The following is a 25001-nucleotide window of genomic DNA, read 5'->3' on the forward strand; positions in this document are numbered from 1 at the left end:
CACTCCTATTTCATTACTTTTGTACAAATTTCGAATTATGTTGGATAAGCTATTCAAGAAAAAAGATATTTCGGCCGTACTGAGTGAACCTCACGAATCGTCAACCGGACTAAAAAGAAGCCTGTCGGCTACCAATCTGGTCACACTTGGGATCGGAGCCATTGTAGGTACAGGTATTTTTGTGATTACCGGACAAGCGGCAGCTATGTACGCCGGACCGGCTCTGACCATTTCATTCGTGATCTCGGCTCTCGGTTGTATCATGGCAGGACTATGCTATGCCGAATTTGCAGCAATGATCCCTGTATCGGGAGGTGTATATTCGTACAGTTACACTACGATGGGTGAGGTACTGGCATGGTTTGTAGGATGGATACTTATACTTGAATATTTGTTTGCATGCTCCAGTGTGGCCGTAGGTTGGTCGGGTTATATGCTCAGCCTGCTGAATGGATGGGGTATAGAGTTCCCTCAACAATTGGCTGGGGCGACATTCGATCACCTCAAAGACGGGAGCTGGGTATGGACAGGACGGATCATCAATTTTCCGGCAGTATTTATTGTCGGATTTGTCTCTGCATTCCTGATAGGCGGTATTAAGCAATCGGCTTTTGTCAACAACATTATAGTCATTATCAAAGTCAGTGTTATCCTGCTATTTATCGGATTCGGACTTTCATACATAGATACCACCAACTGGGTACCATATATTCCCGAAAATACAGGGGGATACGGACAATTCGGATGGACAGGCATTCTCAGGGGTGCAGCTGTCGTCTTCTATGCTTATCTCGGATTCGATGCTCTGTCGACCGCAGCAGGCGAAGCCCGTAACCCGCAAAAGGATATGCCAAAAGGGATACTCATTTCCCTGCTGATATGTGCTATATTATACATTGCCGTAACAACGGTACTTACCGGAATAGTCAACTACAAAGAACTGAATGTAGAAGCTCCTATTGCACTGGCTATCGACCGAACAGGCGCTGGTCTGGCATGGCTTAGCCCGTTTATAAAACTAGGTGCTATTGCCGGGCTTAGCTCCGTTATTCTGGTGATGATGCTCGGACAATCGCGTATCTATTACTCCATATCGAAAGACGGACTGTTGCCAAAAATATTCTCAAAGGTTCACTCCAAGCACGGAGTACCACACAATGCTACTATATTTGCAAGTGTCGTTACAGCTATCATCGCCGGATTATTCCCGCTGCACGTTCTCAGCGAACTAGTGTCGATAGGTACGCTGATGGCTTTTACCATTGTGTGTATCTCCATTGTTGTACTTCGCAAAACACAACCCGACCTGAAACGTCCGTTCAAGACTCCGTTCGTTCCATTCATCCCTCTGCTGGGTGCTGCAATCTGTATTATACAAATGATCTCTTTGCCTTGGAGTACATGGTCGAGACTGATCGGCTGGACTATACTAGGCTTTATTATCTACTTTACATACGGAATAAAACATAGCAAACTGAATAATAAATAAGAGATAACAATTCTGCCTATATCCAAAGAATACAGAATCCGTTGAACCCTATCAGCCGGATTTTTGTTACTATATACAAAACTATAAACCAGAAAAATGAAACTGACATACATTTACCATAGCGGCTTTGCTATAGAGGGAGACGGATTTACCATTATTATAGACTATTACAAAGATTCGGACGACAACAAGAGTAAAGGCATCGTATATAGCGAATTGCTGAAACGCGAAGGGAAACTCTATGTACTCAGCACTCACTCGCACCACGATCACTTCAACAAGGAGATACTGAAATGGCAGCAGGAAAGACCTGACATTATCTACATCTTCTCGAAGGATATTTACATCAATCAGAAGGCGGCTGATGATGCGGGTATCTACATGAACAAACTGGATACATACAAAGACAGCACCCTTTCCGTACAGCTTTTCGGTTCTACCGATCTGGGTGGCTCATTTCTGATCAGGACAAAGGATAAGACTATATTTCATGCAGGAGATCTTAACAACTGGCACTGGAACGAAGAGTCTACACCCGAAGAGATAAAAGAAGCCGAAGACTTCTACAGCAGAGAGTTGAACCCCTTAGCCGATAATGTGAAGCACCTCAACCTGGCTATGTTCCCTATCGACAAGCGTTTGGGTAAAGACTACATGAAAGGAGCCGAACAGTTCGTTAAAACAATAAAAACCGATATCTTTGTACCTATGCACTTCAGCGAGAATGGCTACGAAAGCATTGCGCCTTTTGCTCCCATAGCCGAATCATACGACACAAAATACATCTGCTGGAGTCACAGAGGCGAAAGCATTGAATTTTAACAACATAACTAATAAACCAAAGAACGATGGAAATAAAAGGAAGATTCGACCACTTTAACATCAATGTAACCAATCTGGAAAAGAGCATCGAGTTCTACGACAAAGCTTTAGGGCTAAAAGAAGTCAGACGTAAAGAATCATCTGACGGCTCATTTATCCTTGTTTATCTGGGTGACGGGGTTACTCCGTTTTCGCTCGAACTGACATGGCTTAAAGATCATCCGCAACCATACGAGCTAGGCGAGAACGAAAGCCACCTGTGCATCCGCGTCGATGGTGATTACGACCAGACGAGGGAATATCACCGCGAGATGGGTTGCATCTGCTACGAGAACCACGATATGGGGCTATACTTTATCAACGACCCCGACGATTACTGGATCGAAGTATTAAAGCTCAAAAAATAAACTAATTTACTCCTCCCCTCGGGGAGGTAGGGAGGGGCTTTTAAAGCCCTACACTCTCCCTCAGGAAATCAATCGAATCGAAGATATCTTCTTTATCTGCGGTCCGGTTGATTTCTATTTTTCCCACATCCGAAAGGAAGGTAAAGTTAACCGTATCCGATTCATTCTTCTTATCGTGTTTCATATATGCATAAAGCTCTTCATAATGGTCGCAACCAAAGAAAAAGCCTTCATAGTTCTCTTTTATAAAGTGTACTGTCTTGTATAATTTCTCCTTAGGGAAATTACAGAATTTGTGTGACAGGTACAGTTCGCAAACAATGCCCCAAGCCACCGCATAGCCATGCTGTACAGGTTTTCCGACTTCATACGAAAGGCTTTCGAAAGCATGCCCGATGGTATGCCCCAGATTGAGGGCTTTGCGTATTCCTCTCTCGAACGGGTCTATCTCCACAATACGTTCCTTGACTGCTACCGAGTCTACAACCAGTTGTTTCAGCTTTTCATAGTCTATTTCTTCCGTATCGAACGACAGAGTCGCCTGCCATTCCTTATCGCTGTCTATCAGTCCGTGCTTCACCATTTCGGCATATCCCGACAGAAAGTTCTGATGATCGAGACTGCGGAAAAAGACGGAATCTATCAATACTGTTTCGGCAGGAGCAAAAGCACCAATCTCATTCTTCAATCCGTTGAAATTGATACCCGTCTTCCCTCCTACTGCTGCATCCACAGCACCGAGTAATGTAGTCGGTATATTGATGCACTTGATACCCCGCTTGAAGCTTGCTGCTGCAAACCCGCCTATATCGGTGAGCATACCGCCTCCCAGATTGATAAGCAGGGAATGGCGTGTAGCTCCGTTTTCGGACAGGTATTTCCAGATAGCCAATAGTTGTTCTATATTCTTATTATTGTCCCCTGCCTTAATCACGATCTTTCCGGCACAGGCAATCTGCTCGTTATCTTTCACATAGGGAAAACAAAGTTTATCCGTATTTTCATCGGTAAGGATGAACAACCTGTCAAATGAAAGCTTGCTGAGTATATCGGTCAGATCTTTATTCAGATCGGTAGATTTTATTACTTTTTGCACGTTGTATAAATTATATGTTGTGAGTATATATTTTCAATTTTAACTAAAATGTAACGAAAGTAACGGATTTGCATCGTTTTTATTTCTTGTTACATTTTCTCCATCATTACACCACCCTTTTGGGGTATAGATAAAGATTTCTATTTAAAATACGCCCCATCCTCAAACTTATACCCTCTGAGGACTTCGTCTATCTTCATGGCACGTTTTCCGGCAAACTGTATTTCAGTTATACTGACAGAGCCATCGGCACAACCCACATGAAGATATAATTTATTATCGGTGCTGATATTACCTACTTTATGTGGCTCATCGTTCCCTACAACCTCCGAAGCATATATCTTTACCATTTGCGGCTCTTTGCCTTCTACATACAACTCTGTCCATGCAGCAGGATATGGAGACAGCCCGCGTATGTGGTTATGAATAGCCTTTGCCGGCTTATCCCAATCGATGCGGCAAGTCTCTTTAAATATCTTCGGTGCAGCTTTCAGGTCGTTCTCATCTTTGTAAAACTGGCTCTGATCTACAGCCGATATTTTATCTTCTATGATCATATCCACCGTCTTACGAACCAGATTTGCACCCAGATGCATCAGTTCGTCATGGATTTTTCCTGCATTGTCGTTTTCGCCAACACTGACTTTATCCTGTAATATGATTTTGCCGGTATCTATCTCGTGCGTCAGAAAAAAGGTAGTGACACCCGTTTCTTTCTCACCGTTTATTATCGCCCAGTTGATAGGTGCAGCACCCCGATATTGAGGTAACAACGAACCATGCAAATTGAATGTTCCTAAGCGGGGCATATCCCACACCACTTCGGGCAGCATACGGAAAGCAACTACAATCTGCAAATCAGCATTCCATGCCCTGAGGTCTTTCAGGAACGATTCGTCTTTCAGTTTGTCGGGTTGAAGCAAGGGCAGATCATGCTCTAAAGCATACTTCTTCACTGCCGAATATTGTATTTTATGCCCTCTGCCACTCGGCTTATCGGGCATAGTGATCACTCCCACTATATTATATCCGTTTTCGACAAGGATACGCAAGCTCTCGACAGCAAAGTCGGGCGTTCCCATGAAAACGATACGTAAATCTTTTTTATTCATCTATTTTGATTGTTTAGACACAAATTTACATAAAAATGAAACTCTCGCAAAGACACAGAGGAGCAAAGAATAATATTAGATTACATTTGCGCCTTTATGGCTTTACGAGAGGCTATTTTGTAATAAAAAATCTATACGTTAGTCTATCGGATGTGCTTTCTTTCCTTTAGTCGGATCGAACGGGTCTTTCGTAAAGAACAGAACGCGTACGAGCCAGAGTATAAGGAACGTGATGCAAACTATAGCAATGGAAACACCTGTTTTCCATATATGTTGCCATTCGATGGGCGTAATTCCCCATAAGGCCAATATAGTAAGAGTAGCACCCGTAAGTATGATTATTGTTGATAAAACACCTATAAAAATCTTCATAACTACTTATCGTTTTAGGGTTTATAAATGCAAATATATAAAAACGCCTTTACATTCCGTCCAGAATTTCCTTTTTCTTCGTATCAAATTCTTCCTGCGTGATAATTTGCTCATCGAGCAGCATTTTCAGTTTTTTCAGCCGGGTAACAGCATCATCAGTCGCTCCGTCTGCTATCACCTGATCTTTCTGATTCATCAGTGATTTGCTCAATTCCAGCCCCGCACCTACCTGTAATCCGGCTCCGGCCAATCCGCCTTCATTCTTAGCTGCATCGCGCAATGCACGCAATTTCTCCAGCTGCACATAGTCGAGTCCTACTTCTGCTGCCGAAAGGGCTTCTGCCGTCATATTAGCTATTTTATCTATGCGGTCTTTGGTTTCGTCATCGAACGAAGTAGCCTGAATGCGGAAGTCCGTTAGTTCAAATCCAAGATCGGAGAAAGTGCTGTTCAGCAAGTCCTTTGTATCATCCGACATATCGGCCAGATGTGCATCTATATCGCTGTACGAATATTTCGCCTGTGCCATATACGAAGCCAGAGTCGGAGCTATGCGTGCCGAAATCAGACTTTGCAAATCAGATGTAGTATAGCGATTTTTAGACCCTATAATATTGGTGAACATAGCCTGTGCCTGATCGATACGTGCCGAGAAATTTCCGTATGCACCCAGCTCTATGGGAAACTTATACACAGCATCGACATACTTCACCGGAGTAGCTGTACCCCATTTTATATTCAATATCTCTGCTGTACGGAAGTAATAGATGTGCATTTTGTGCTCACTTTCGAACATCTGACGAAGCTTCAGAAAGGTAGTAATAAACGGATGGTTGTCCGATTCGAGGAAGTACGTACCTTCATCGGTGATCACATCCTGCACTTTACCCTCATAGACAAGAATACAACCTTGTCCGGGTGAAACGATAAGTTTACTTGCATTTTTTATTTCATCGGTAGGAGTTTCAATCTTGTAAAACAAAAGATCGGGGCTCTGGTTTGTCCATTCTATAACAGTGCTCAACTGTTTTCTGAAAAAGTTCTTTAGTCCCATATTGTTTGATATTTAGTATTTATTCAATCGAATTTCTTCGGTAATTCTATTACTTTTTTTCCTTTGCCGTCTGTGCCTATCTGTAGAAACTTGCCATTATCTATTTTCAGTACAAATAGGTTATCAGTTTTCACTACACCACCTTTATCCGGCTCTATCCTGAATGATTCTTCGACAGCCTCTGCCCATACAATTTCTCCATTTGTTTTCAGCAACTGTAGAGAAGCCGGAGCATCGGGTGCAGCAGTAGCCTTAAATTTTATCAGAATACCGGCATCGTCATAGTAGAAAACGCTTGGCGAAAAATACATCCTGCCGGGTGTAACATCTGCATAACTTACAACTCGTCCAATTTCAGATCGAACCAATTGCTTTTTGTATGGAGTATTGTCTGAAATCAGTCCCCAATGCGCATAATGCTTATACCATCCCGGACGCATCTGCTTGCTTTCGGGACCTCCGTTATTGAATTTATATGTAATACGTAAAAGTTGTAAATCTTCTTCCGGATAGTCGTGCGTATTAGTTGTAAACACATAATATGTCATATCCTTAGCTCCTGGAAGCAATGTATTCATATCCTGAGACTTGCTATAGAAACTATCTTTGGTATATACTTTTTTCACTCCGGGACAATAATAGAAGTTCTTGCCCATATTGGTCATCACATTGAAACCTTCGCCTCTGTCGTCAGGAATAAATTCGGCTGAGGCTATTCCCGATTCAAACTGTGATTCTCCATCAAAAACTTCCGTTGTAACGTCAGTAAAAGACAAATCAGCAGCCCTTACTTCATATATATTACGCTTGTTCAGAATAAAGTAAGATTTACCTGTACTAATGAAATGCTTATACTTGTAGTCACTACGGTTAGACTTTTCTCCTATTTTCTCTTCTTTCAGTAGTTTATCGGAAGACAAATCGCGAAAAACATAATATAATCCGTCACGTTCATCCTTGTTACTGCCTCTTTTGCCGTACTTTCTTTCTACAACTGAAAACACAACAGGTTTGCCATCCTTTGCCAACAGTGACGAGAACGAATAGCTATCTTCGTGTGCATCAGGATTTTCTTTTACAGCAGTAACTGGAGAGTTCTCATAAGTTCCATAATTTCGGGTGGTCTTTTTAGGGCGGCTACACAGACTTACCATCAATGACAGGATGAACAGAAGCACGATTCCACCCACAATACCCAGAACGATCTTCGTTGTATTTACATTTGCCGTAGGGCTCACCCTGTGGTTTACATTCACATTTATATCATCATTATCGAGGAAATATTCCGTACCGCAATTATTGCATCGATAATAGTCTTCCTTCAGTTGTGTTTTCTGCGTACTTCCGCACTGAGGACACTTTATTACTTTTATCTGTTTTGCCATACCTATTTGTGTTCTTATATAATCTATTTTTGTGTTATTTCAGGCTAAAGTGTTTTCCGTTTTTGCCATCGTCATTTATTACCTTCTACACGATGGGTCACATTGATGCTTATATCGTCACTATAAAGATAATATTGTGCCCCACAATTAATACATTTGTTGTAGTCTTCTTTTATCAGCGTATTTTCTACACAGCCACATTGCGGACACTTTATAGATTTTACTTTTTTAGACATGTTTTGTAAAGATTTTCAGAATGCTATATTTTCATTCTTCTACAAAGTTGTCGGCTAAAACACCCCTGTAAACATCGAGAATATTAGACTTGGAAATGAATCCGAGATAAACATCGTTTTCGTCTACCACCGGCAGATTCCACGCTTTGGTTTCGTCAAAACTTTTCATCACAGCTTCCATTGTCATGCCAACCACAATAATTGCAGGAGGCGAGGTCATTACGCGCGACACTGTAAACCGGTTATACAATTCGGGACGGAACATGATATTGCGGATATTGTCGATAAGAACGATACCCAAAAAACGTCCTCTATCGTCTAGCACAGGAAATACATTACGCGACGAACGAGAAATTACTTTTACCATATCTCCTAATGTCATTTCGGGATGTATAGCCTGAAAGTTTGTTTCTATCAGCTTTTCTATTTCCATCAATGTCAGTACGGCTTTATCTTTATGATGAGTTATCAGCTCTCCTTTTTTAGCCAGACGCATAGAGTAGATACTGTGCGGCTCGAACAACTTGATAAAGAAATATGAACAAATAGAAACAATCATCAGTGGCAACAGCAACTCATACCCCCCTGTAAGTTCTGCAATGAGGAATGTTCCTGTCAATGGCGCATGCATTACTCCGGCCATCACTCCGGCCATCCCCATCAATGCAAAGTTTTCTTCGGGCAACAGCGGTACATATGTTCCCAGTTCGGAATGATTGAGTACATAAGCAAAAATAAAACCTGATATACACCCTAAGAACAACGAGGGAGCAAATATCCCCCCTGTTCCGCCGGCTCCATTCGTTGCACTGGAAGCAAACACCTTCATAAGCAGGACACCCGATAAGAAAATGATAAGTGTCCAGCGGTAATCTTTAAACTGAAAAAACGCACTGTTATCAAGCAATCCGTTATAATCTTTCTTCCCGTTTATCAATGCCTCTATCGTATCATAACCCTCACCGTAAAGTGGCGGCAACAAGAATATAAGAATACTGAGAATACTTGCACCGATAGCAAATTTCTGCCAGTAATTCAACTTTCTGAATTGACTCTCGAACCAGTCCATAGCCCTTGTAAAATACAAAGAAACAAGCCCGCAAAAGATACCGAGCAGAATAACATAAGGTATGCGCTCGAGCATGAAAACATCAGTATGCGCATAGTTGAACATGGCTTTTGTACCCATTGTCAGGTATGACAGGGTAGCCGCTGTAACCGATGTTACCAGCAAAGGCATTACGGTAAATGTGGTAAGGTCGAGCATCAACACTTCTACTACGAATACTAGCCCGGCAATAGGTGCTTTAAAGATTCCCGCAATAGCTCCGGCAGCCCCGCAACCGATAAGAAGCATCAGATACTTTTGCTCTACCTTGAAGAAACGCCCCAGATTGGAACCGATAGCAGAACCGGTGAGTACAATCGGTGCCTCAGCTCCTACCGATCCCCCGAAACCGATGGTGATAGAACTGGCCACAATAGATGTGTACATATTGTGGAGTTTAATATAGCTTTTCCGTTGCGATATGGCATACAGAATCTTGGTTACCCCATGACTGATATCATCTTTTACCACATATCTTACATACAGACCGGCGATAAGGATACCGACAACCGGATATACCAGATAGATATAATTAGCTCCTTCTGTGAGGAAAGGTGAGGTTAGTACATGCTGAATAAGGTGAATAAGACTTTTCAGTATGTATGCAGCTAATGCTGTAAGCACCCCGATAAGGAAACTCACAAACAAGACCATTTGTTTTTCCTTTACATGCTGGGTTTTCCAGACAAGGAAGTTATTATAAAGTTTCTCGAACGCCATCTCTTAATAATTGAATCCCAAAAGTATAAAAAATTGGCTATAGAAATAAATAAATCTACACCTATAGTGTTAAAAAAGAAAGGCAAAACAATTATGCTCTGCCTTTGTCTATTAAATCAGGTGTTTATCTACTTTTTCTAAATTTAACGTTTTAACAAAACTTTATCAGTTAATATTTCACTTCCGTTATTCATTACTACAATATATACACCATTGGATAAGTTTGTATTATATATGTTAAATTTTTCCATTTCCTGCTTATTGGAGTAAACTAAAACGCCCGATAAGTTATATACTTTTACTTCTTTTATTCCTACTTCTTTCTTTTCAACAATAGCGTTCTTCAGATTTCCATTATTAGAAACAGAGAAGAATGTTATTGAACGCTCTCCACAACCACCTTCCGGACCAGATACAAATGTATATGGAATACCCCCAGAGCCGTACGGTAATCGGAGAAGTAATGTCCTTGTATTTGCGTTGTAGTTCCAATAATCCGGTATCGCTCCATATGTAGATAATCTCATTGGCTGCCCGACCTCAATATTTGTAAAATTAATTGTAGCTAAACATCCCTGATGAAGAAAATATGATGATTGAGTACTGGATAATGTACCTGATACAGCAGGGTGCTGAACATTATAGAATAAACATGTTTGCTGCGACCATGTTCCTGAATATCTTAATTTACTTTCAATATAAACTTGTTTTGTAAATTCAAGATATACTCCTGATGACAATCGCGGGCGTGCTACAAGAGTAAAACTTTGAGATGCTTGACCCTCATAAGAACTTATTCTCGTACTTATACTACTTTGCTGTGACATTGCGGGTCGCATTCCCGAATAATTTATGATTGAAAAACTTACTGATGTAACCGGAAGATTTAAAGGATTAGAGATTGAATAAAGTCCCTCCCCACACACATAGTCATTCCCACTTATAGATAACTTTGTTGCAGCTAAACAAGAGGCATAGGCATCTACTAAACCATATCCTACTTCGTTATTCCAGCCAGATGCATTGAATGTATAACCTTCCAGTTTACGGGCGTTATCTATTAATATCCTTACTACCTCACTTTTTGTCAAGTTCGGATTTATTGATAAAACTAGTGCCGCTACTCCGGCTACATGAGGAGTTGCAGCAGAGGTACCTCCAAAACTCCAGTAATTACTATTTATGTTAGTTGTTATATTGTCAATCCCCGGAGCTACAAGAGCAAGTCCTGTTCCGTAATTAGAACCCCAACCTACGTAATCACAGGCATCTGTCCCTACCCTTTGACCGCACTTACCGATTGCTCCTATTGATAGTACGTTCGCGTTAGTAGATGGATTAATAATTGAGGCTTCATCATCATTACCTGACGCGAAGAAAATAATACAACCTTTTCCGCCTCTACCCTGTGTTGACGCTTTTGCTAATTCATTACCATGTGCCGAATCAACTGACCCACCACCCCATGAGCAACTAATTACATCTGCTTTTGCAGTATTCCAAGCATAATTGAGGGCACGCACCTTAATTTCAGATGTAGTAACTCTAACACTATTTTCTGATGTTTCATAAGCATCTCTAATTGGTATTATCTTACAATCGGGTGCAACACCTATCATTCCTATTGAATTATCTACTGCCGCAATAATTCCGGCGCACGCTGTCCCATGTGTATTGCCTGCTGATGGATTTCCATCTCCACTGCTTACTCCACCTGCAAAATTAGCAGGCATATAGATATTAGCTTGTAAATCCGGATGGTCTAATTGAACCCCATCATCAATAACAGCAACTTTAATATTATTACCTCTGGAAATACCCCATGCTTCTACAGCACGAATATCAATTCCAGGAACACTTGGAGAATAGGTCCACCCGTTATTCTGTAACGCCCATTGTGTATAGAATAAATGATTGTGAGTTTTTTCTAACATTAAAAAAGATGGAGATGAAAACACTACAAGCCCAGTCTTCCATATCGCATTGGAAATCTCAATACAATTTTCAGTATTAAATCTCACAAAATATATATCGCCATTTGAACCTAACGAATCTACTTCTATAACAGGGTATACTGTCTCTATTAGTTTTAGAATACTTTTATAACTTGTATTCTGTTTAGGTTTAATTATCACTGTCGATGTCTCAGCTTGGAGTGTGCCGTCTTCTGCTTCCAGCATATAGGTTTCCGAATCATTTTCATTTAAAGATTTTAGGGTTGTTGTAGTTTTATCTATCACTAAATAATCATCCAATTCATATTTAATATTCGAACCGAAAGACTTTAAGGTCTTGCTATCTTTCTTTACCAATACTAAATTCTTATTCTCTTTCAGATATATTTTTTCTCCATTCTCTCCATAATAAAATTTCTGTCCATAGATATTGATTACCAGAATAGAGAAGCACAAAAAAAGTAGTATCCTCTTATAGCCTTTGTTTTAAGGTTAATAAATCATTTTCTTAATTTCCTTACAGTTAGTTCAATGGGAATATTAGCATCTAGTTTTTTACATTTAAAGACAACTTCAACAATTTGAGGCGCAGTCAGCTCGGTCAAATAGATATTAATTGTAAGTTGATACCTATTATCAACTAATTCCAATTTCGTTTCATGTTGAGTAGATATATAAGGAGATCCTGCACTTATTTTAAAAACTGAATATTTAGAAAAGTCAATTTCCGGGTAGTTACCTGAAGGACTGTCAATATAAGATTCCAGTTCAGCTTGAGATTTTATCTCTACCAACAAATCATAGGTGGTTTCTACCCATTGATCAGAGCCGTTTAGTTTAATTTCAGTAATATCAATTATATTACTGTTGTTGTCCTCATCATCTGAACAACTTAATATTAATAGAGGTAAAATCGCTAGTGTTAAATAAAAAAATAGTTTTTTCATAGTAATTGGTAGATTAAAGATTATTTATATTCGTGTAATCTCGTATTAAGATTTATTGTTACATTATTATGCATTTTTGGACAGCAAACAACAATATTATAATTCTCTACAAGCGTAAATTAGGTTTAATAACAAATGTATCTAAAAAAAACCAACAAAATGATTCAATTAAATTCAATATGACTTTTAAGGTAGTATAAAAAAAATAAAGTATTAATAATAAGGCACATAAGTAAAACATAATATGACTTTTATTTGAATCCAAAACATTAATACAATAAAAATATACAGAAAAAGAAAGGCAAAACAATTAAGTTCTGCCTTTGCCTATCGAATCGGGTGTTAATCTATCCCTTCACATAATTTACGAGCCAGTCACCTACCTCAGATGTAGAGTGTACTTTACCGTTTCGGAGCGAAATATCTTCGGTAACTACTCCCGCATCCATAGACGCGGCTACTGCCTGACGGATAAGTTCACCTTCCTCTTTCAGTTCGAAGGCATACTCGAACATCATGGCAGCCGAAAGCACCGTAGCAAGCGGATTAGCGATGTTCTTTCCTGCCGCTTGCGGATACGATCCATGTATAGGCTCAAACACAGATGTGTGTATACCGATAGAAGCCGACGGCAACATACCAAGAGAACCTGTGATAACAGACGCCTCATCGGTAAGAATGTCTCCGAACAGATTTTCAGTTACCAAAACATCGAATCGCTTAGGCCATTGTATGATCTGCATTGCTGCATTGTCTACAAACATATACTCTGTTTCCACATCAGGATATTGTTTTTCCACTTCTTGTGCAACCTGTCGCCACAGGCGCGATGTAGCCAGCACATTGGCTTTATCCACTACTGTTACTTTCTTGCGGCGCATCTGCGCATATTTGTACGAAAGATGAAGGATACGTTCTACTTCTTCACGGGTATATACACAGGTGTCGTATGCTGTATCGCCGTCTTCGCTACGACCTTGCGGACGTCCGAAATACATACCGCCTGTAAGTTCACGCACACACATAAAATCGGCTCCCTGTACCAAATCTTCGCGTAGCGGAGATTTGTGTATCAGTGATGGAAATGTGCTTACAGGGCGAATATTGGCATACAGTCCCAGTTTCTTGCGCATAGCAAGTAGTCCCTGCTCTGGGCGCACTTTAGCCGAAGGATCGTTATCATATTTAGGATCGCCGATAGCTCCAAAAAGAACTGCATCGGAAGTCATACACAACTCGTGCGTACCATCGGGATATGGGTTGCCTACCTGATCGATAGCCGATGCGCCTACCAATCCATATTCATAAGAAAGCTCGTGTCCGAATTTTTCGCAAACGGCTTCGGTCACTCTCAATGCCTGCTCTATAATCTCAGGTCCGATCCCGTCACCGGGAAGTACAGCAATGTTTAATTTCATATAATTATTATTATTTTATATTACGGCCCCTAAATCCTCCAAGGGGGACTTAAGCCTCCCCACTGGGGAGGTTGGAGGGGCTATTACATTTCTTCTATCATGTTCAGCATTTTCTCGGTCGCTTTTACAGCCGCTTCTGTCTGGTCGGCATCCAGTCCGCGAGTCTTGATAGTTTTCCCTTTAAACTCCCATGTAATCACTGTCTGAACCAACGCATCGGTACGTCCGCCCGGTGGTATAAATACGGCATAGTTAGTCAATGTAGGGGTAGGTTTACCCAATCGGGTATATATTTTGTACAAGGCTTTGGAAAATGCGTGGTACTGACCGTCGCCGGGTGCTGTCCATTCGTATTCTTCGCCGTTTATTTCTATCCTTACCGTAGCTGTCGGGCGAAGACCTTTGGTGAGCAGGAATGCAAAGGACAATATCTTAATCCGTTTTTCCTTCTCATTGTTCTTCAATACATCAGATATAATGTACGGTAAGTCTTCCTGCGTAATGATTTCCTTTTTGTCTCCCAACTCGATAACGCGGTTTGTTACCTTCATCATTTCAGTTTCGTCGAGTTCTATACCTAGAGCCTCAATATTCTTTCGGATATTGGATTTACCCGAAAGTTTACCCAAAGCATATTCTCTGACTCGTCCGAACCGCTCAGGGAAAAGATCATTGAAATAAAGGTTGTTCTTATTGTCTCCGTCAGCATGTATTCCCGCACACTGCGTAAACACATTATCACCTACAATTGGCTGATTGGCTGAGATAATCTGTCCCGAATACGATTCTACAACACGGCTTACCTTGTTGATATTCTCTTCTTTTATAGAGGTCTTAATATTTAACTGATCATGAAAGACAGCAACCACGCTCGCCATCGAGGCATTTCCGGCACGTTCGCCCAATCCGTTCATTGTCACATGCACACCCTTCACTCCTACTTCGGCCGCCACCATCGTGTTAGCTACAGCCAAGTCATAATCGTTGTGCGCATGAAAATCGAAATGAAGCTCCGGATAACGGTTTATCATCCGGCGGCATGCCCGCCATACACTATGCGGATTAAGTATCCCCAGTGTATCAGGCAACATGAAACGTTTGATCGGCAGGTCTTTCAATCCGTCCATCATAGAGTAGACATAGTCTTCGGAATGTATAATACCGTTCGACCAGTCTTCGAGATATACATTGACTGTAATCCCCATTTCATGAGCAAGGTTTACTTCATACCTGATATCTTCGAGATGTTCTTCCGGCGTTTTCCGCAGTTGCTCGGTCACATGTTTATACGAACCTTTTGTTAGCAGATTTATAGTCTTACATCCGGCTTTCTTGATCCATTCCAGCGAAACGCCTTTATCTATAAAACCTAATATCTCTATTTTGTCGATATGCCCGGTAGATTTAGCCCATGCAGCTATCTTACTCACCGTATCGAATTCTCCATTCGACACACGCGCCGATGCTATCTCGATACGGTTTACCCCCAGATCGACCAGCAACAGGTGAGCTATACTCATTTTTTCCTGAGTAGAGAAAGAAACGCTGGACGTTTGCTCTCCATCTCTCAGGGTAGTATCCATTATTTCTATCATTGGAAATATGTTTTAAACTCTTTCAAAAAATGTCTTTGATAAATTTATCTATCCTTGCAATAAAATTCTTAAAATTATACGTAACAGGCCCGTATCGTCCTCCATGTTCCGCACCTTCGACCACCCAGATATCTTTTTCAACATCTTCCGGCAGGAGATTATATATATCCTGACTCATAGACGGGAACGTCCTGTCATCTTTATCACCCACAATAAGGAAAGTGGGTTTATTAAATTCCGGAGCAATATAAACAGGCATCTGATGCGTTGGGAAATCCGTTGGAATTATCACTTCTTCATCTTTCTTATTTTGTACCTTTTTAATAACAGGCATTACTTCTTCGAAGGAGGAAGGAGTTGCAATACCAATATAAGCACCAGTGAAAGCGTTATTGTAAGCAGCTATCATAGAGAGATAGCTGCCTGTAGACCACCCCATCAATATTATTTTAGAGCTATCAACAGTATCTTCTTTTGCTACTTTATTAATTACGGCGTCATAATCCCACAGCATTTCCGTATAACACATATAATTGGTATCCATAGGCCACACTGAACTTTCTCCGAAATCGCGCCAGTCGAATGTCACAACATTTATACCCCGCGTTGTCATTTCCTGTGCAAGGTGTAATTGTATCCATGACATATTTCCGGCATCCCCGTTACATATGATCAAAGTAGGACGCTTCGTCTCATCCAGCACCTTATATTCTCTTTTTTTACTCTCATCCCATGCCCTTTCCAGCTCTTTCTCTGGCAAGTTATCCTGTGCAGGGAAAAACCATGTTTTGATTTTCAAACTGTCTTTTGTCGTAACATCGAGTTCTCTATAAATCAAACCTAGCTTCTCCGGATAAAAGCGATATTTCTTATCCGGTTTGATTGCATTCAATGTGCAAAGTGTTCCGGATAGGATAAAGATTAATAATATAAGGACTGTTTTGAATTTCATTACCTATATATTAGTGAGATGAATTAGCTTCGTATTTCTCTGTTAACTCTCTTTTAGAAAGCAGGTAGTCAATATCATCCAGCCCTTTAAGCAGACATTCTTTCTTATATGGATTGATCTCAAAATTTTCTGACTTGCCTGTTGCATTATTAGTTATTGTCTGCTTTTCCAGATCGATAGTCAATGTTGCTTTTGGGTCAGCATTTACACTGGCAAATATTTCTGAAAGGAATTCAGGTGTAACGATAACAGGTAATACGCCATTATTCAATGCGTTGTTTCTGAAAATATCTGCAAAGAAACTCGAAACTACTGCCCGGAATCCATATCCTGCTACTGCCCATGCGGCATGCTCGCGGCTCGAACCGCTACCAAAATTCTTTCCTGCAACAAGAATTTGCCCGCTATACGTAGAATTGTTTAGTACGAAATCTGCTTTCGGGCTTCCGTCTTTGTTGTAACGCCAATCAGCAAAAAGATTATCTCCGAAACCGTTTTTATCAGTCGCTTTCAGGAAGCGTGCAGGTATTATCTGGTCTGTGTCCACATTCTCGATAGGTAGTGGAACGTATGTTGATGTAAGTGTTTGAAATTTTTCCATAATAATATTAATCTGTAAAATAAAAATGCCACCCCTCCCATCCTCCCCAAAAGGGGAGGGGCTTGCGTATATATCGAAACTCCCTCTCTTTTGGAGAGGGCTGGGGTGAGGTGTTATTAGATATTACGGGGATCAGTTATTCGTCCAGTAATCGCCGCAGCCGCTGCCACTAATGGCCCTGCAAGAATGGTGCGTGCACCCGGTCCCTGACGTCCTTCGAAGTTACGGTTCGATGTAGATACTGCATATTTTCCGGCAGGCACTTTGTCATCATTCATCGCCAGACATGCCGAGCATCCCGGTTGACGAAGTTCAAAACCTGCATCTTTCAATATTTGATCTATTCCTTCTGCCTGTATTTGGTCTACTACTTTGTGGCTTCCCGGAACAAGCCATGCAATCACATTATCGGCTTTTTTCTTACCTTTCACAAAGTTGGCAAATGCACGAAAATCCTCTATACGCCCGTTTGTACAGCTACCTAAGAATACATAGTCTATCTGTTTACCTTCTACCTTCTCACCCGGATTGAATCCCATATAGTCCATTGATTTCTGGAACGATATGCGTCCGGCTTCATCTACCTGATCAAGAGTAGGTATATTTTCATTGATGCCCATTCCCATACCCGGATTGGTACCGTAGGTGATCATCGGCTGAATGTCAGCTGCATCGAAAGTCAGCTCTTTATCGAATTTTGCTCCTTCATCGGTTTTCAGAGTTTTCCAGTAAGCAAGTGCCTTATCCCACTCTTCACCTTTTGGTGCGAACTCACGACCATTCACATAGGTGAAAGTAGTTTCATCGGGGGCAACAAGGCCACCACGAGCACCCATTTCTATACTCAGATTACAAAGCGTCATGCGTTCTTCCATCGACATATTGCGGATAGCCTCTCCTGCATATTCTACAAAATAGCCTGTTGCGCCACCTGTGGTCAATTTAGAGATCATATACAATGCCAAGTCTTTTGCTGTAACGCCTTCATTCAGTTTTCCGTTGAATGTAATACGCATGGTCTTAGGGCGGGATTGCAATACACATTGTGATGCAAGTACCATTTCGACCTCACTGGTTCCAATACCGAATGCAATAGCTCCAAATGCACCATGAGTAGATGTATGGCTATCGCCACAAACGATGGTCATACCCGGTTGGGTAAATCCGTTTTCAGGGCCGATGATGTGAACCACACCGTTTTTCTGATGCCCAAGCGGATAATACAGATCGATACCAAACTCTTTTGCATTTTTAGAAAGAGTATCCAACTGATTCTTTGAAATTGGATCTGCTACCGGCTTATCCTGATTGATAGTCGGCGTATTGTGGTCGGCTGTGATAGTCGTTTTCTCGGGACGGAATACTTTAAGACCTCTTGCTCGCAATCCGTTGAAAGCCTGTGGGCTCGTCACTTCGTGGCAGAAGTGGCGGTCTATGTATAACTGTGTCGGACCGTTTTCTACGGATGATACGACGTGCGCATCCCAGATTTTGTCGAATAATGTTTTCATTCTATTTAGTATTTTAGTATTTAGTTTACTAGTGTACCAGATGTTTTATTTCAACTTTGTATACCTTATTATCTATTTTTAGTTAACTAGTATACTTTAAGCTAGTACACTCAATTTTACTTAACAAACTTGTTTACTGCATTTATAAAGGCTTCGACCGAAGCAACCACTATATCGGTATGTGCCGAGAAACCATAGTAATTTTGTCCTTCATGTGAAACCTGCATATGTACTTTTCCTGTATCGTCACTTCCTTTGTTGATAGCCTGGATAAGGAACTCCTCAATCACCATCTGTCGTTTTATAATTTCTTTCACTGCTTTGATAGCTGCATCCACAGGGCCGTTACCGGTTGCTGACGCTTGGAACTTTTCTCCTGCAATATCAAGACCTACAACCCCGATACATTTCACACCTTTACCCGAAGTGGTCTGCATAAAGTCTAGCTTGATACGGTGCATTTTGTCTGTTTCTTTTCCAGCCAGAATCAAAACATCTTCATCTGTGATGTCTTTCTTACGATCGGCTAGTTCAAGAAAACGTTGGTAGATTTCAGCAAGATTATCATCATTCACTTCTATACCAAGCAATGACAATCTGTTCTTCAATGCTGCACGTCCGCTGCGGGCAGTCAATACGATAGCGCTATCATCGATACCCACTTCTTTAGGGTCGATGATTTCATATGTAGACAGATTCTTTAAAACACCATCCTGATGAATACCCGACGAGTGAGCAAAAGCATTACGCCCTACGATAGCCTTATTGGGTTGTACAGGCATATTCATCAGACTCGATACCATACGGCTTACCGGATATATTTTTTGTGTATTGATATTCGTTTCTATATCCAGTTCTTTGTGGCTCTTTATTGCCATCACCACTTCTTCGAGTGATGTATTTCCGGCACGCTCTCCTATTCCGTTGATTGTAACTTCTACCTGACGGGCACCGTTAAGAACTCCCATGATAGAGTTTGCTGTTGCCATACCTAAATCCTGATGACAATGTGTAGAAAGTATCGCATTCTTCATATCCACATGGTCTATCAGATATTTTATCTTTGCTCCGTATTCGGTAGGAAGACAATAGCCTGTTGTATCGGGAATATTTACGACTGTTGCTCCGGCATTTACCACAGCCTGAACCACGCGGGCAAGATATTCATTATCGGTACGACCTGCGTCTTCAGCGTAAAACTCCACATCTTCTACATAACGCTTTGCATATTTTACACATGCAGCTGCACGTTCCAGTATTTCTTCCTGAGTAGAATTGAACTTATATTTGATATGGTATTCTGATGTTCCGATTCCGGTGTGTATACGCTTGTTCTTAGCATATTTCAATGCTTCAGCTGCTACTTCGATATCTTTTTCTACGGCACGTGTCAAAGCACATATAGTTGGCCAAGTTACAGCTTTTGATATTTCGACTACCGAATTGAAGTCTCCCGGACTAGATACAGGAAAACCGGCTTCGATAACGTCAACACCGAGCGATTCGAGGGCTTTGGCTACTTCTATTTTCTCAATTGTGTTCAACTGGCAACCCGGTACCTGCTCTCCATCTCTTAGTGTTGTGTCAAAAATAAATAACTTGTCCATATTTTTTTGTATTTTATAGTTTATAAGGATTCTAGTTTACTAGAGTTCTAGAATTAAAATCTAGTAAACTAGAACTCTTGTATTCTAAAAACTCTCTTTTATTCTCAAAAAAAAACCTTTCTCATCTTTTACAGAGTGAGAAAGGCTCAAGTTTATTCTTTATGATTATACTACATAGCAATGCTCACCCTAAATTTCTCCAGAGGATAATGAGTGAACTAATAATAATACTATGTGCTAACATTGTAATCTTTTCTTTATTGGTTGACAAAGTTATTTCATTTTTTCAGAAATACAAATAAAAAGACATATTATTTGATTTAATCTAACATTTTTACATTTCGACATCATCAAAGAATAGAGTTTCAATATACTAAGATTCTTTTATGTATTATATGGCAAATCTGATTTAATTTATACCTTTGCCGCCGATAAATACTAAATCAAACTAAACAAGACAATCAAAAAATGAAAACATTCTACAAAATTATGCCGCTTATAGTGCTGGCAACAATCTTCTCGCTAGGATTCTCTTCGTGTAGCGATGATGATGACAATAATGGAAATACGGATAATAAAAAGTATGTTCCATCTCTAATCACCATCGATCCAGGAACAGCAGGCGAACAAACTCTTACTATAACCTACGATAAAGATTATCGTGTGGCTTCTATAGTATGTTTTACTCCTGATGAAAATGAAACACAAACGGACATTTTTGAATATAACACAACTGGCAATTTAGTAAAGTGGACACAGAAATCTAGTGTTGGCAATGTTGACGATAAAGATCCTTATGCTATCACCTATACATATAAAACTGATTCCATAATTCAGAAAGATAGCCATGATACTTACGGTTGGGCTGTGAACTCAGCTAATTTTGCAGAGAAAGTAGTTCGGTATTATGAACTTCCTGAATACAAGGACGAGACTGTATTCGAATATGATACTAACAAGCGCTTGGTGAAAGAAACAAATACGTCTGTTAGCGGTACTGGCACCAATATATATTATAATTCGTATGAATACGACAATAAAACCGGTATCAGCACACATGTTAATATAACAATGTGGCAGGCTGTACTGCTAAATCTAAATGATGACTTATATAGCTTCCTTCTGGCTAAAACAAATAATATAGCAAAAATATCATCGGAAGAAGATGGTGATGTTGATACTATGACATACGAATATGATGAAAACGGATACCCGACCAAAATGACGGCCAAAGATGCTGATGAAACAACTATCTGGAAATTCGAATACACCGAAGTAAAATAAAGAGAACTCTAAACTATAGTAGAAAAGACGGTCTGCACAGACCGTCTTTTTTCATACCCGGAAATATTCCCTATCTTTGTGCCTAAATTTTTCATCTTATGACTACTGCATTCTCCGATTACCTCAAACAACACGATTATAAAAATTTCGATCTCAAAGCTGTCCTCTTCGATATGGACGGAGTGCTGTACGACTCTATGAAGTGGCATGCCAAATCGTGGAAAGAGACGATGGATGAATTCAATATTTCCAGTACATCCGATGAGTTTTACCTGTATGAAGGCATGGTAGGCAGAAGCACGATCAATCATCTGATGAACAGGGAACGTAAGCGCGATGCCACACCCGAAGAAACAGACGCCATATATAAACGAAAGACTGAACTATTCTCCGAATACAACGACGGCAGCCTTATCCCCTATGCCTACGACTTTGTAAAGCAGGTACACGATGACGGATTTATCTGTGCTATCGTAACCGGATCGGGGCAGCCGACACTGATCAATAAAATAGAGACGAACTTTGCCGGACTATTCAGCAAAGAACGCATGGTAACTGCCTTTGATGTAAAGCATGGAAAACCGCACCCCGAGCCTTACCTGATGGGGCTGGAGAAAGCAGGTCGTCTGAAGCCCAATCAGGCAATTGTAATCGAAAATGCACCGAGAGGTGTAGAAGCCGCTGTTGCTGCCGGTATATTTACCATTGCCATAAATACAGGCCCCATACCCGAAAAGATACTGGCGGATGCCGGAGCTAATATAGTTTTACCCTCAATGGAGGCTCTATATACCAACTGGAGCGAATATCGCAAGCAGCTAATAGCCAAAGCTGATTAAAAACACAAATCTTTATTCCTTAAATAATTGATTTTGTCCATCCTTTTTCCTACTTTTGGACGGACGAAGGACAGACCATATATTAAAACAAGACGGATATTTAACTATTTAACTTAAACAAGCTTTATCTGCTAAACAATATAACACACAAATACGTTAGAGTTCTTATTTAGAAACTTAATTCCACAAATTTATGCTAGACAAAATCATGGATCTTGTAAAAGATCAGGCTCTGGAAGCCATTACGAATAACGCGGGTGTTCCTGCCGATAAAAGAGAGGCAGCAGTAGAAACAACTACATCTTCTATTCTGGACGGATTCAAAGACCAGCTTACTCCGGGAAATATTACAAACCTGGTCGGACTATTCGGCGGCAACTCGAATGCCAGCAATGCTCTGACAAGCTCTATACAATCATCAGTAGTTTCGGCTCTGGCTCAGAAAGTAGGCTTGGACAAAAATGTAGCTAACGGTATCGCTTCTACTGTAATCCCTGCCATCATGGGACTGATCTCAAAAAAGAACAACGACCCGAACGACTCTTTCGATTTGGGCGACATCTTACAATCAGCACTTGGCGGTGGCAATGACAGCAAAGAGAAGAAAGGCGGCGGCGGACTGCTCGATATGATCGGCGGTTTATTCGGCGGCGGCAAATAAAGACCGGATAATCCGGATACGATAGTATATATAAGAGCGGCTCATCTGTAGCCGCTCTTATTGTTTTCTGTGTCCTTCGGTCAGCACATACCCCACTGACAGGCGTTTGGCTTTATCACCATCTGCAAGAAAAATAGTCAGTAACAACTCATTATCAGATATATAATCTAAAGCAGTCTGCTTTTCTACGATTTTTCGTGTCAGGTTGTACTTTTTCAGAAAAGCCTTATCCTGCCCTATCTGATATAGTAACTGTTTCCGCTTTTGCTTCCCTAGTGTATCTTCCCAAAAGCCCTGCGGTCTGCGGGTAAAATTACCATAATAATCAGTACGTAAGGTCGAAAATAAGTCAATGCCCTTCATAATCAGAAATGCGTGCAGATACCTGAAAAGGTCTTCCAACTGATAACCCCGATGAGGATAGTTCTTTTCTTTGTAAAACTGCCCTAGCTCATCAAAAAACTCAAAATATCGTCCCTTGTATTTATCTGCAAAAAGTGCTTCCATCGTCTGTACGAAACGCCCGCTGTTCCAGAATTTTTCAAGAGCATGTTCCGCTTCATGAATGCGGTCTAGTTCAGTACGTGAAATATCGGCATTGTATTCTATTTCGTACGGAGCATCCTCATCATACTTATAACCGTACTTTTCGGCAAACCGTCTGAGATTCGTGCCCCTCAGCATCTTCAGAAAGCCTAGTTGCACTTCCTTTCCGCCAAGGGCAAATACATCGTTAAATGATTTTCGGAAACGGTCGAATGTTTCGTATGGTAATCCCGCTATCAGATCGAGGTGTAAGTCTATCTTACCACCCTGCATTATTTTCTTCACATTGCCTGCCAGTAAAGGAAAATCCTGTTTTCGCTTTACGGCAACATTTGTAGGCTCGTATGTCGATTGTATTCCTATTTCGAAGCGGAAATAATCCTTTGGCAAATGAGTATTCAAATATGTTATCGTTTCGTCTTTCAACAGGTCGGCATATACTTCAAACTGGCAACTCAGATTCGGACGGTAATTGGCAATCAGATAGTCAAAGACCATGTGCGTGTGTTCCTTGTTGAGGTTGAAAGTACGATCGAGGAATTTAATCTGCTTTGCATCGCTTTCTATCAGATAGCGTAAATTCTTTACTATATATTCCTGCGGAAAGTAGCGCACGCCTTTTTCTAATGACGACAGGCAATACTGACACTGATAAGGGCATCCGCGCGAAGTCTCGAAATACACCAGTTTATTACCGATTTCAGGCTTGTCTTCTTCGAGCATATACGGAGAATCCAGTGAGGCTAGCTTTTCCGGATCGGCTTGCACAATCACTTTATTTATATTACCCTTCGATGAAACACCTGCAATCTGCACTGGTATTTCATTTTCCAGCGTTTCAAGCAGTTCTCCAAGCACAAACTCGCCCTCCCCTCCTATCACATAATCTATATTCCAGTTTTCGAGAAAATATTCAGGCTCATACATCACTTCAGGGCCTCCCAATACTATGATCAGTTGCGGATTCCTTTCCTTAAGCAGCCTTACCAGTTCTTTCGTATGGCTTACATTCCAGATATACACACTCAGTCCGATAATATCGCTACCTGTATCCGACAACTCCTGCGCAATCTTTTCTATATTCTCCTTTATGGTATATTCTCTGAACGATATATCAAATCTGTCCTTGTTGGCTACATAGAGCCAGCGAAGAGCCAGTGAGGTATGTATATATTTGGCATTGAGAGTAGCCAGAATTGTTTTCATATCTAACTTTTTAACTAAAACCTGACAACCAACGGTCACAGGAGCAGAGCGTATGTAAAAGTAATGCTTTTACCTTGT

22 protein-coding genes are annotated in these 25001 nt (G+C 40.8%); 6 read left to right on the forward strand and 16 right to left on the reverse strand.

Annotated elements, in window-relative coordinates:
• Positions 1-37: 37 nt before the first annotated feature.
• The 3 genes from M2448_RS12630 (at position 38) to M2448_RS12640 (ending at position 2718) form a co-directional block, all read left to right on the forward strand.
• On the forward strand, positions 38-1489 hold the full coding sequence (locus M2448_RS12630; RefSeq protein WP_280646435.1) for an amino acid permease: 1452 nt from the start codon (positions 38-40) through the stop codon (positions 1487-1489).
• A 96-nt stretch (positions 1490-1585) separates the two neighbouring features.
• Positions 1586-2311 (forward strand): MBL fold metallo-hydrolase, encoded by a 726-nt coding sequence (locus M2448_RS12635; RefSeq protein WP_280646434.1) that lies wholly within the window; start codon positions 1586-1588, stop codon positions 2309-2311.
• A 26-nt stretch (positions 2312-2337) separates the two neighbouring features.
• Entirely contained in the window at positions 2338-2718 is a 381-nt protein-coding gene (locus M2448_RS12640; RefSeq protein WP_280646433.1) for a VOC family protein, read from the forward strand.
• Positions 2719-2758: 40 nt separating this feature from the next.
• On the opposite strand, the gene aroB is transcribed toward M2448_RS12640, so the two are convergent.
• The 15 genes from aroB to M2448_RS12715 form a co-directional block, all read right to left on the reverse strand.
• The gene (gene aroB, locus M2448_RS12645) at positions 2759-3802 is read right to left on the reverse strand and encodes a 3-dehydroquinate synthase (RefSeq protein ID WP_280646470.1); all 1044 of its coding nucleotides are present in this window, start codon (positions 3800-3802) and stop codon (positions 2759-2761) included.
• A gap of 152 nt (positions 3803-3954) precedes the next feature.
• Positions 3955-4926: a methionyl-tRNA formyltransferase gene (gene fmt, locus M2448_RS12650; RefSeq protein WP_280646432.1), complete on the reverse strand. Its 972-nt coding sequence runs from the start codon at positions 4924-4926 to the stop codon at positions 3955-3957.
• Positions 4927-5064: 138 nt separating this feature from the next.
• On the reverse strand, positions 5065-5298 hold the full coding sequence (locus M2448_RS12655) for a hypothetical protein (RefSeq protein WP_280646431.1): 234 nt from the start codon (positions 5296-5298) through the stop codon (positions 5065-5067).
• Between the two features lie 49 nt (positions 5299-5347).
• A complete protein-coding gene (locus M2448_RS12660) occupies positions 5348-6352 on the reverse strand; it encodes an SPFH domain-containing protein (protein ID WP_280646430.1) in 1005 nt (334 codons plus the stop codon).
• 23 nt (positions 6353-6375) lie between these two features.
• Positions 6376-7737 carry a hypothetical protein gene (locus M2448_RS12665; protein ID WP_280646429.1) on the reverse strand — a complete coding sequence of 454 codons (1362 nt, stop codon included), beginning with the start codon at positions 7735-7737 and terminating at the stop codon, positions 6376-6378.
• A 71-nt stretch (positions 7738-7808) separates the two neighbouring features.
• The gene (locus tag M2448_RS12670) at positions 7809-7973 is read right to left on the reverse strand and encodes a hypothetical protein (RefSeq protein ID WP_280646428.1); all 165 of its coding nucleotides are present in this window, start codon (positions 7971-7973) and stop codon (positions 7809-7811) included.
• A gap of 31 nt (positions 7974-8004) precedes the next feature.
• Positions 8005-9801 carry a chloride channel protein gene (locus tag M2448_RS12675; RefSeq protein WP_280646427.1) on the reverse strand — a complete coding sequence of 599 codons (1797 nt, stop codon included), beginning with the start codon at positions 9799-9801 and terminating at the stop codon, positions 8005-8007.
• A gap of 143 nt (positions 9802-9944) precedes the next feature.
• A complete protein-coding gene (locus tag M2448_RS12680) occupies positions 9945-12113 on the reverse strand; it encodes a S8 family peptidase (RefSeq protein ID WP_280646426.1) in 2169 nt (722 codons plus the stop codon).
• Between the two features lie 143 nt (positions 12114-12256).
• Entirely contained in the window at positions 12257-12703 is a 447-nt protein-coding gene (locus tag M2448_RS12685) for a hypothetical protein (RefSeq protein ID WP_280646425.1), read from the reverse strand.
• Between the two features lie 347 nt (positions 12704-13050).
• Positions 13051-14121: a 3-isopropylmalate dehydrogenase gene (leuB, locus tag M2448_RS12690; protein WP_280646424.1), complete on the reverse strand. Its 1071-nt coding sequence runs from the start codon at positions 14119-14121 to the stop codon at positions 13051-13053.
• An 83-nt stretch (positions 14122-14204) separates the two neighbouring features.
• Complete coding sequence (locus M2448_RS12695; RefSeq protein ID WP_280646423.1) at positions 14205-15716, reverse strand: alpha-isopropylmalate synthase regulatory domain-containing protein; 1512 nt, start codon at positions 15714-15716, stop codon at positions 14205-14207.
• 22 nt (positions 15717-15738) lie between these two features.
• The gene (locus tag M2448_RS12700) at positions 15739-16668 is read right to left on the reverse strand and encodes an alpha/beta fold hydrolase (RefSeq protein WP_280646422.1); all 930 of its coding nucleotides are present in this window, start codon (positions 16666-16668) and stop codon (positions 15739-15741) included.
• A gap of 10 nt (positions 16669-16678) precedes the next feature.
• Positions 16679-17269, reverse strand: coding sequence for a 3-isopropylmalate dehydratase small subunit (gene leuD / locus M2448_RS12705; RefSeq protein WP_280646421.1), 591 nt, complete (start codon positions 17267-17269; stop codon positions 16679-16681).
• A gap of 116 nt (positions 17270-17385) precedes the next feature.
• Positions 17386-18780, reverse strand: coding sequence for a 3-isopropylmalate dehydratase large subunit (leuC, locus tag M2448_RS12710; RefSeq protein WP_280646420.1), 1395 nt, complete (start codon positions 18778-18780; stop codon positions 17386-17388).
• 116 nt (positions 18781-18896) lie between these two features.
• Positions 18897-20387, reverse strand: a complete 1491-nt coding sequence (locus tag M2448_RS12715; RefSeq protein WP_280646419.1) for a 2-isopropylmalate synthase — start codon at positions 20385-20387, stop codon at positions 18897-18899.
• A 468-nt stretch (positions 20388-20855) separates the two neighbouring features.
• Between M2448_RS12715 and M2448_RS12720 the strand changes: the two genes are divergently transcribed.
• The 3 genes from M2448_RS12720 (at position 20856) to M2448_RS12730 (ending at position 23171) form a co-directional block, all read left to right on the forward strand.
• On the forward strand, positions 20856-21671 hold the full coding sequence (locus M2448_RS12720) for a hypothetical protein (protein WP_280646418.1): 816 nt from the start codon (positions 20856-20858) through the stop codon (positions 21669-21671).
• Positions 21672-21769: 98 nt separating this feature from the next.
• Positions 21770-22510, forward strand: a complete 741-nt coding sequence (locus M2448_RS12725) for an HAD-IA family hydrolase (protein ID WP_280646417.1) — start codon at positions 21770-21772, stop codon at positions 22508-22510.
• A 193-nt stretch (positions 22511-22703) separates the two neighbouring features.
• Complete coding sequence (locus M2448_RS12730) at positions 22704-23171, forward strand: DUF937 domain-containing protein (RefSeq protein WP_280646416.1); 468 nt, start codon at positions 22704-22706, stop codon at positions 23169-23171.
• A 57-nt stretch (positions 23172-23228) separates the two neighbouring features.
• On the opposite strand, the gene M2448_RS12735 is transcribed toward M2448_RS12730, so the two are convergent.
• On the reverse strand, positions 23229-24923 hold the full coding sequence (locus M2448_RS12735) for a radical SAM protein (RefSeq protein ID WP_280646415.1): 1695 nt from the start codon (positions 24921-24923) through the stop codon (positions 23229-23231).
• Positions 24924-25001: the final 78 nt, after the last annotated feature.

Origin of the sequence: Dysgonomonas sp. PF1-14 (assembly GCF_029892965.1) — a bacterium.
Classification (GTDB): Bacteria; Bacteroidota; Bacteroidia; order Bacteroidales; family Dysgonomonadaceae; genus Dysgonomonas.

Coding starts and splice junctions, on each gene's coding strand:
- M2448_RS12725 (WP_280646417.1), top strand. CDS start 21,770: ATGACTACTGCATTCTCCGATTACCTCAAACAACACGATTATAAAAAT.
- M2448_RS12635 (WP_280646434.1), top strand. CDS start 1,586: ATGAAACTGACATACATTTACCATAGCGGCTTTGCTATAGAGGGAGAC.
- M2448_RS12685 (WP_280646425.1), bottom strand. CDS start 12,703: ATGAAAAAACTATTTTTTTATTTAACACTAGCGATTTTACCTCTATTA.
- M2448_RS12715 (WP_280646419.1), bottom strand. CDS start 20,387: ATGGACAAGTTATTTATTTTTGACACAACACTAAGAGATGGAGAGCAG.
- M2448_RS12675 (WP_280646427.1), bottom strand. CDS start 9,801: ATGGCGTTCGAGAAACTTTATAATAACTTCCTTGTCTGGAAAACCCAG.
- M2448_RS12700 (WP_280646422.1), bottom strand. CDS start 16,668: ATGAAATTCAAAACAGTCCTTATATTATTAATCTTTATCCTATCCGGA.
- M2448_RS12730 (WP_280646416.1), top strand. CDS start 22,704: ATGCTAGACAAAATCATGGATCTTGTAAAAGATCAGGCTCTGGAAGCC.
- M2448_RS12720 (WP_280646418.1), top strand. CDS start 20,856: ATGAAAACATTCTACAAAATTATGCCGCTTATAGTGCTGGCAACAATC.
- M2448_RS12735 (WP_280646415.1), bottom strand. CDS start 24,923: ATGAAAACAATTCTGGCTACTCTCAATGCCAAATATATACATACCTCA.
- M2448_RS12640 (WP_280646433.1), top strand. CDS start 2,338: ATGGAAATAAAAGGAAGATTCGACCACTTTAACATCAATGTAACCAAT.
- fmt (WP_280646432.1), bottom strand. CDS start 4,926: ATGAATAAAAAAGATTTACGTATCGTTTTCATGGGAACGCCCGACTTT.
- M2448_RS12630 (WP_280646435.1), top strand. CDS start 38: ATGTTGGATAAGCTATTCAAGAAAAAAGATATTTCGGCCGTACTGAGT.
- M2448_RS12655 (WP_280646431.1), bottom strand. CDS start 5,298: ATGAAGATTTTTATAGGTGTTTTATCAACAATAATCATACTTACGGGT.
- M2448_RS12670 (WP_280646428.1), bottom strand. CDS start 7,973: ATGTCTAAAAAAGTAAAATCTATAAAGTGTCCGCAATGTGGCTGTGTA.
- M2448_RS12695 (WP_280646423.1), bottom strand. CDS start 15,716: ATGATAGAAATAATGGATACTACCCTGAGAGATGGAGAGCAAACGTCC.
- leuB (WP_280646424.1), bottom strand. CDS start 14,121: ATGAAATTAAACATTGCTGTACTTCCCGGTGACGGGATCGGACCTGAG.
- M2448_RS12660 (WP_280646430.1), bottom strand. CDS start 6,352: ATGGGACTAAAGAACTTTTTCAGAAAACAGTTGAGCACTGTTATAGAA.
- leuC (WP_280646420.1), bottom strand. CDS start 18,780: ATGAAAACATTATTCGACAAAATCTGGGATGCGCACGTCGTATCATCC.
- leuD (WP_280646421.1), bottom strand. CDS start 17,269: ATGGAAAAATTTCAAACACTTACATCAACATACGTTCCACTACCTATC.
- M2448_RS12665 (WP_280646429.1), bottom strand. CDS start 7,737: ATGGCAAAACAGATAAAAGTAATAAAGTGTCCTCAGTGCGGAAGTACG.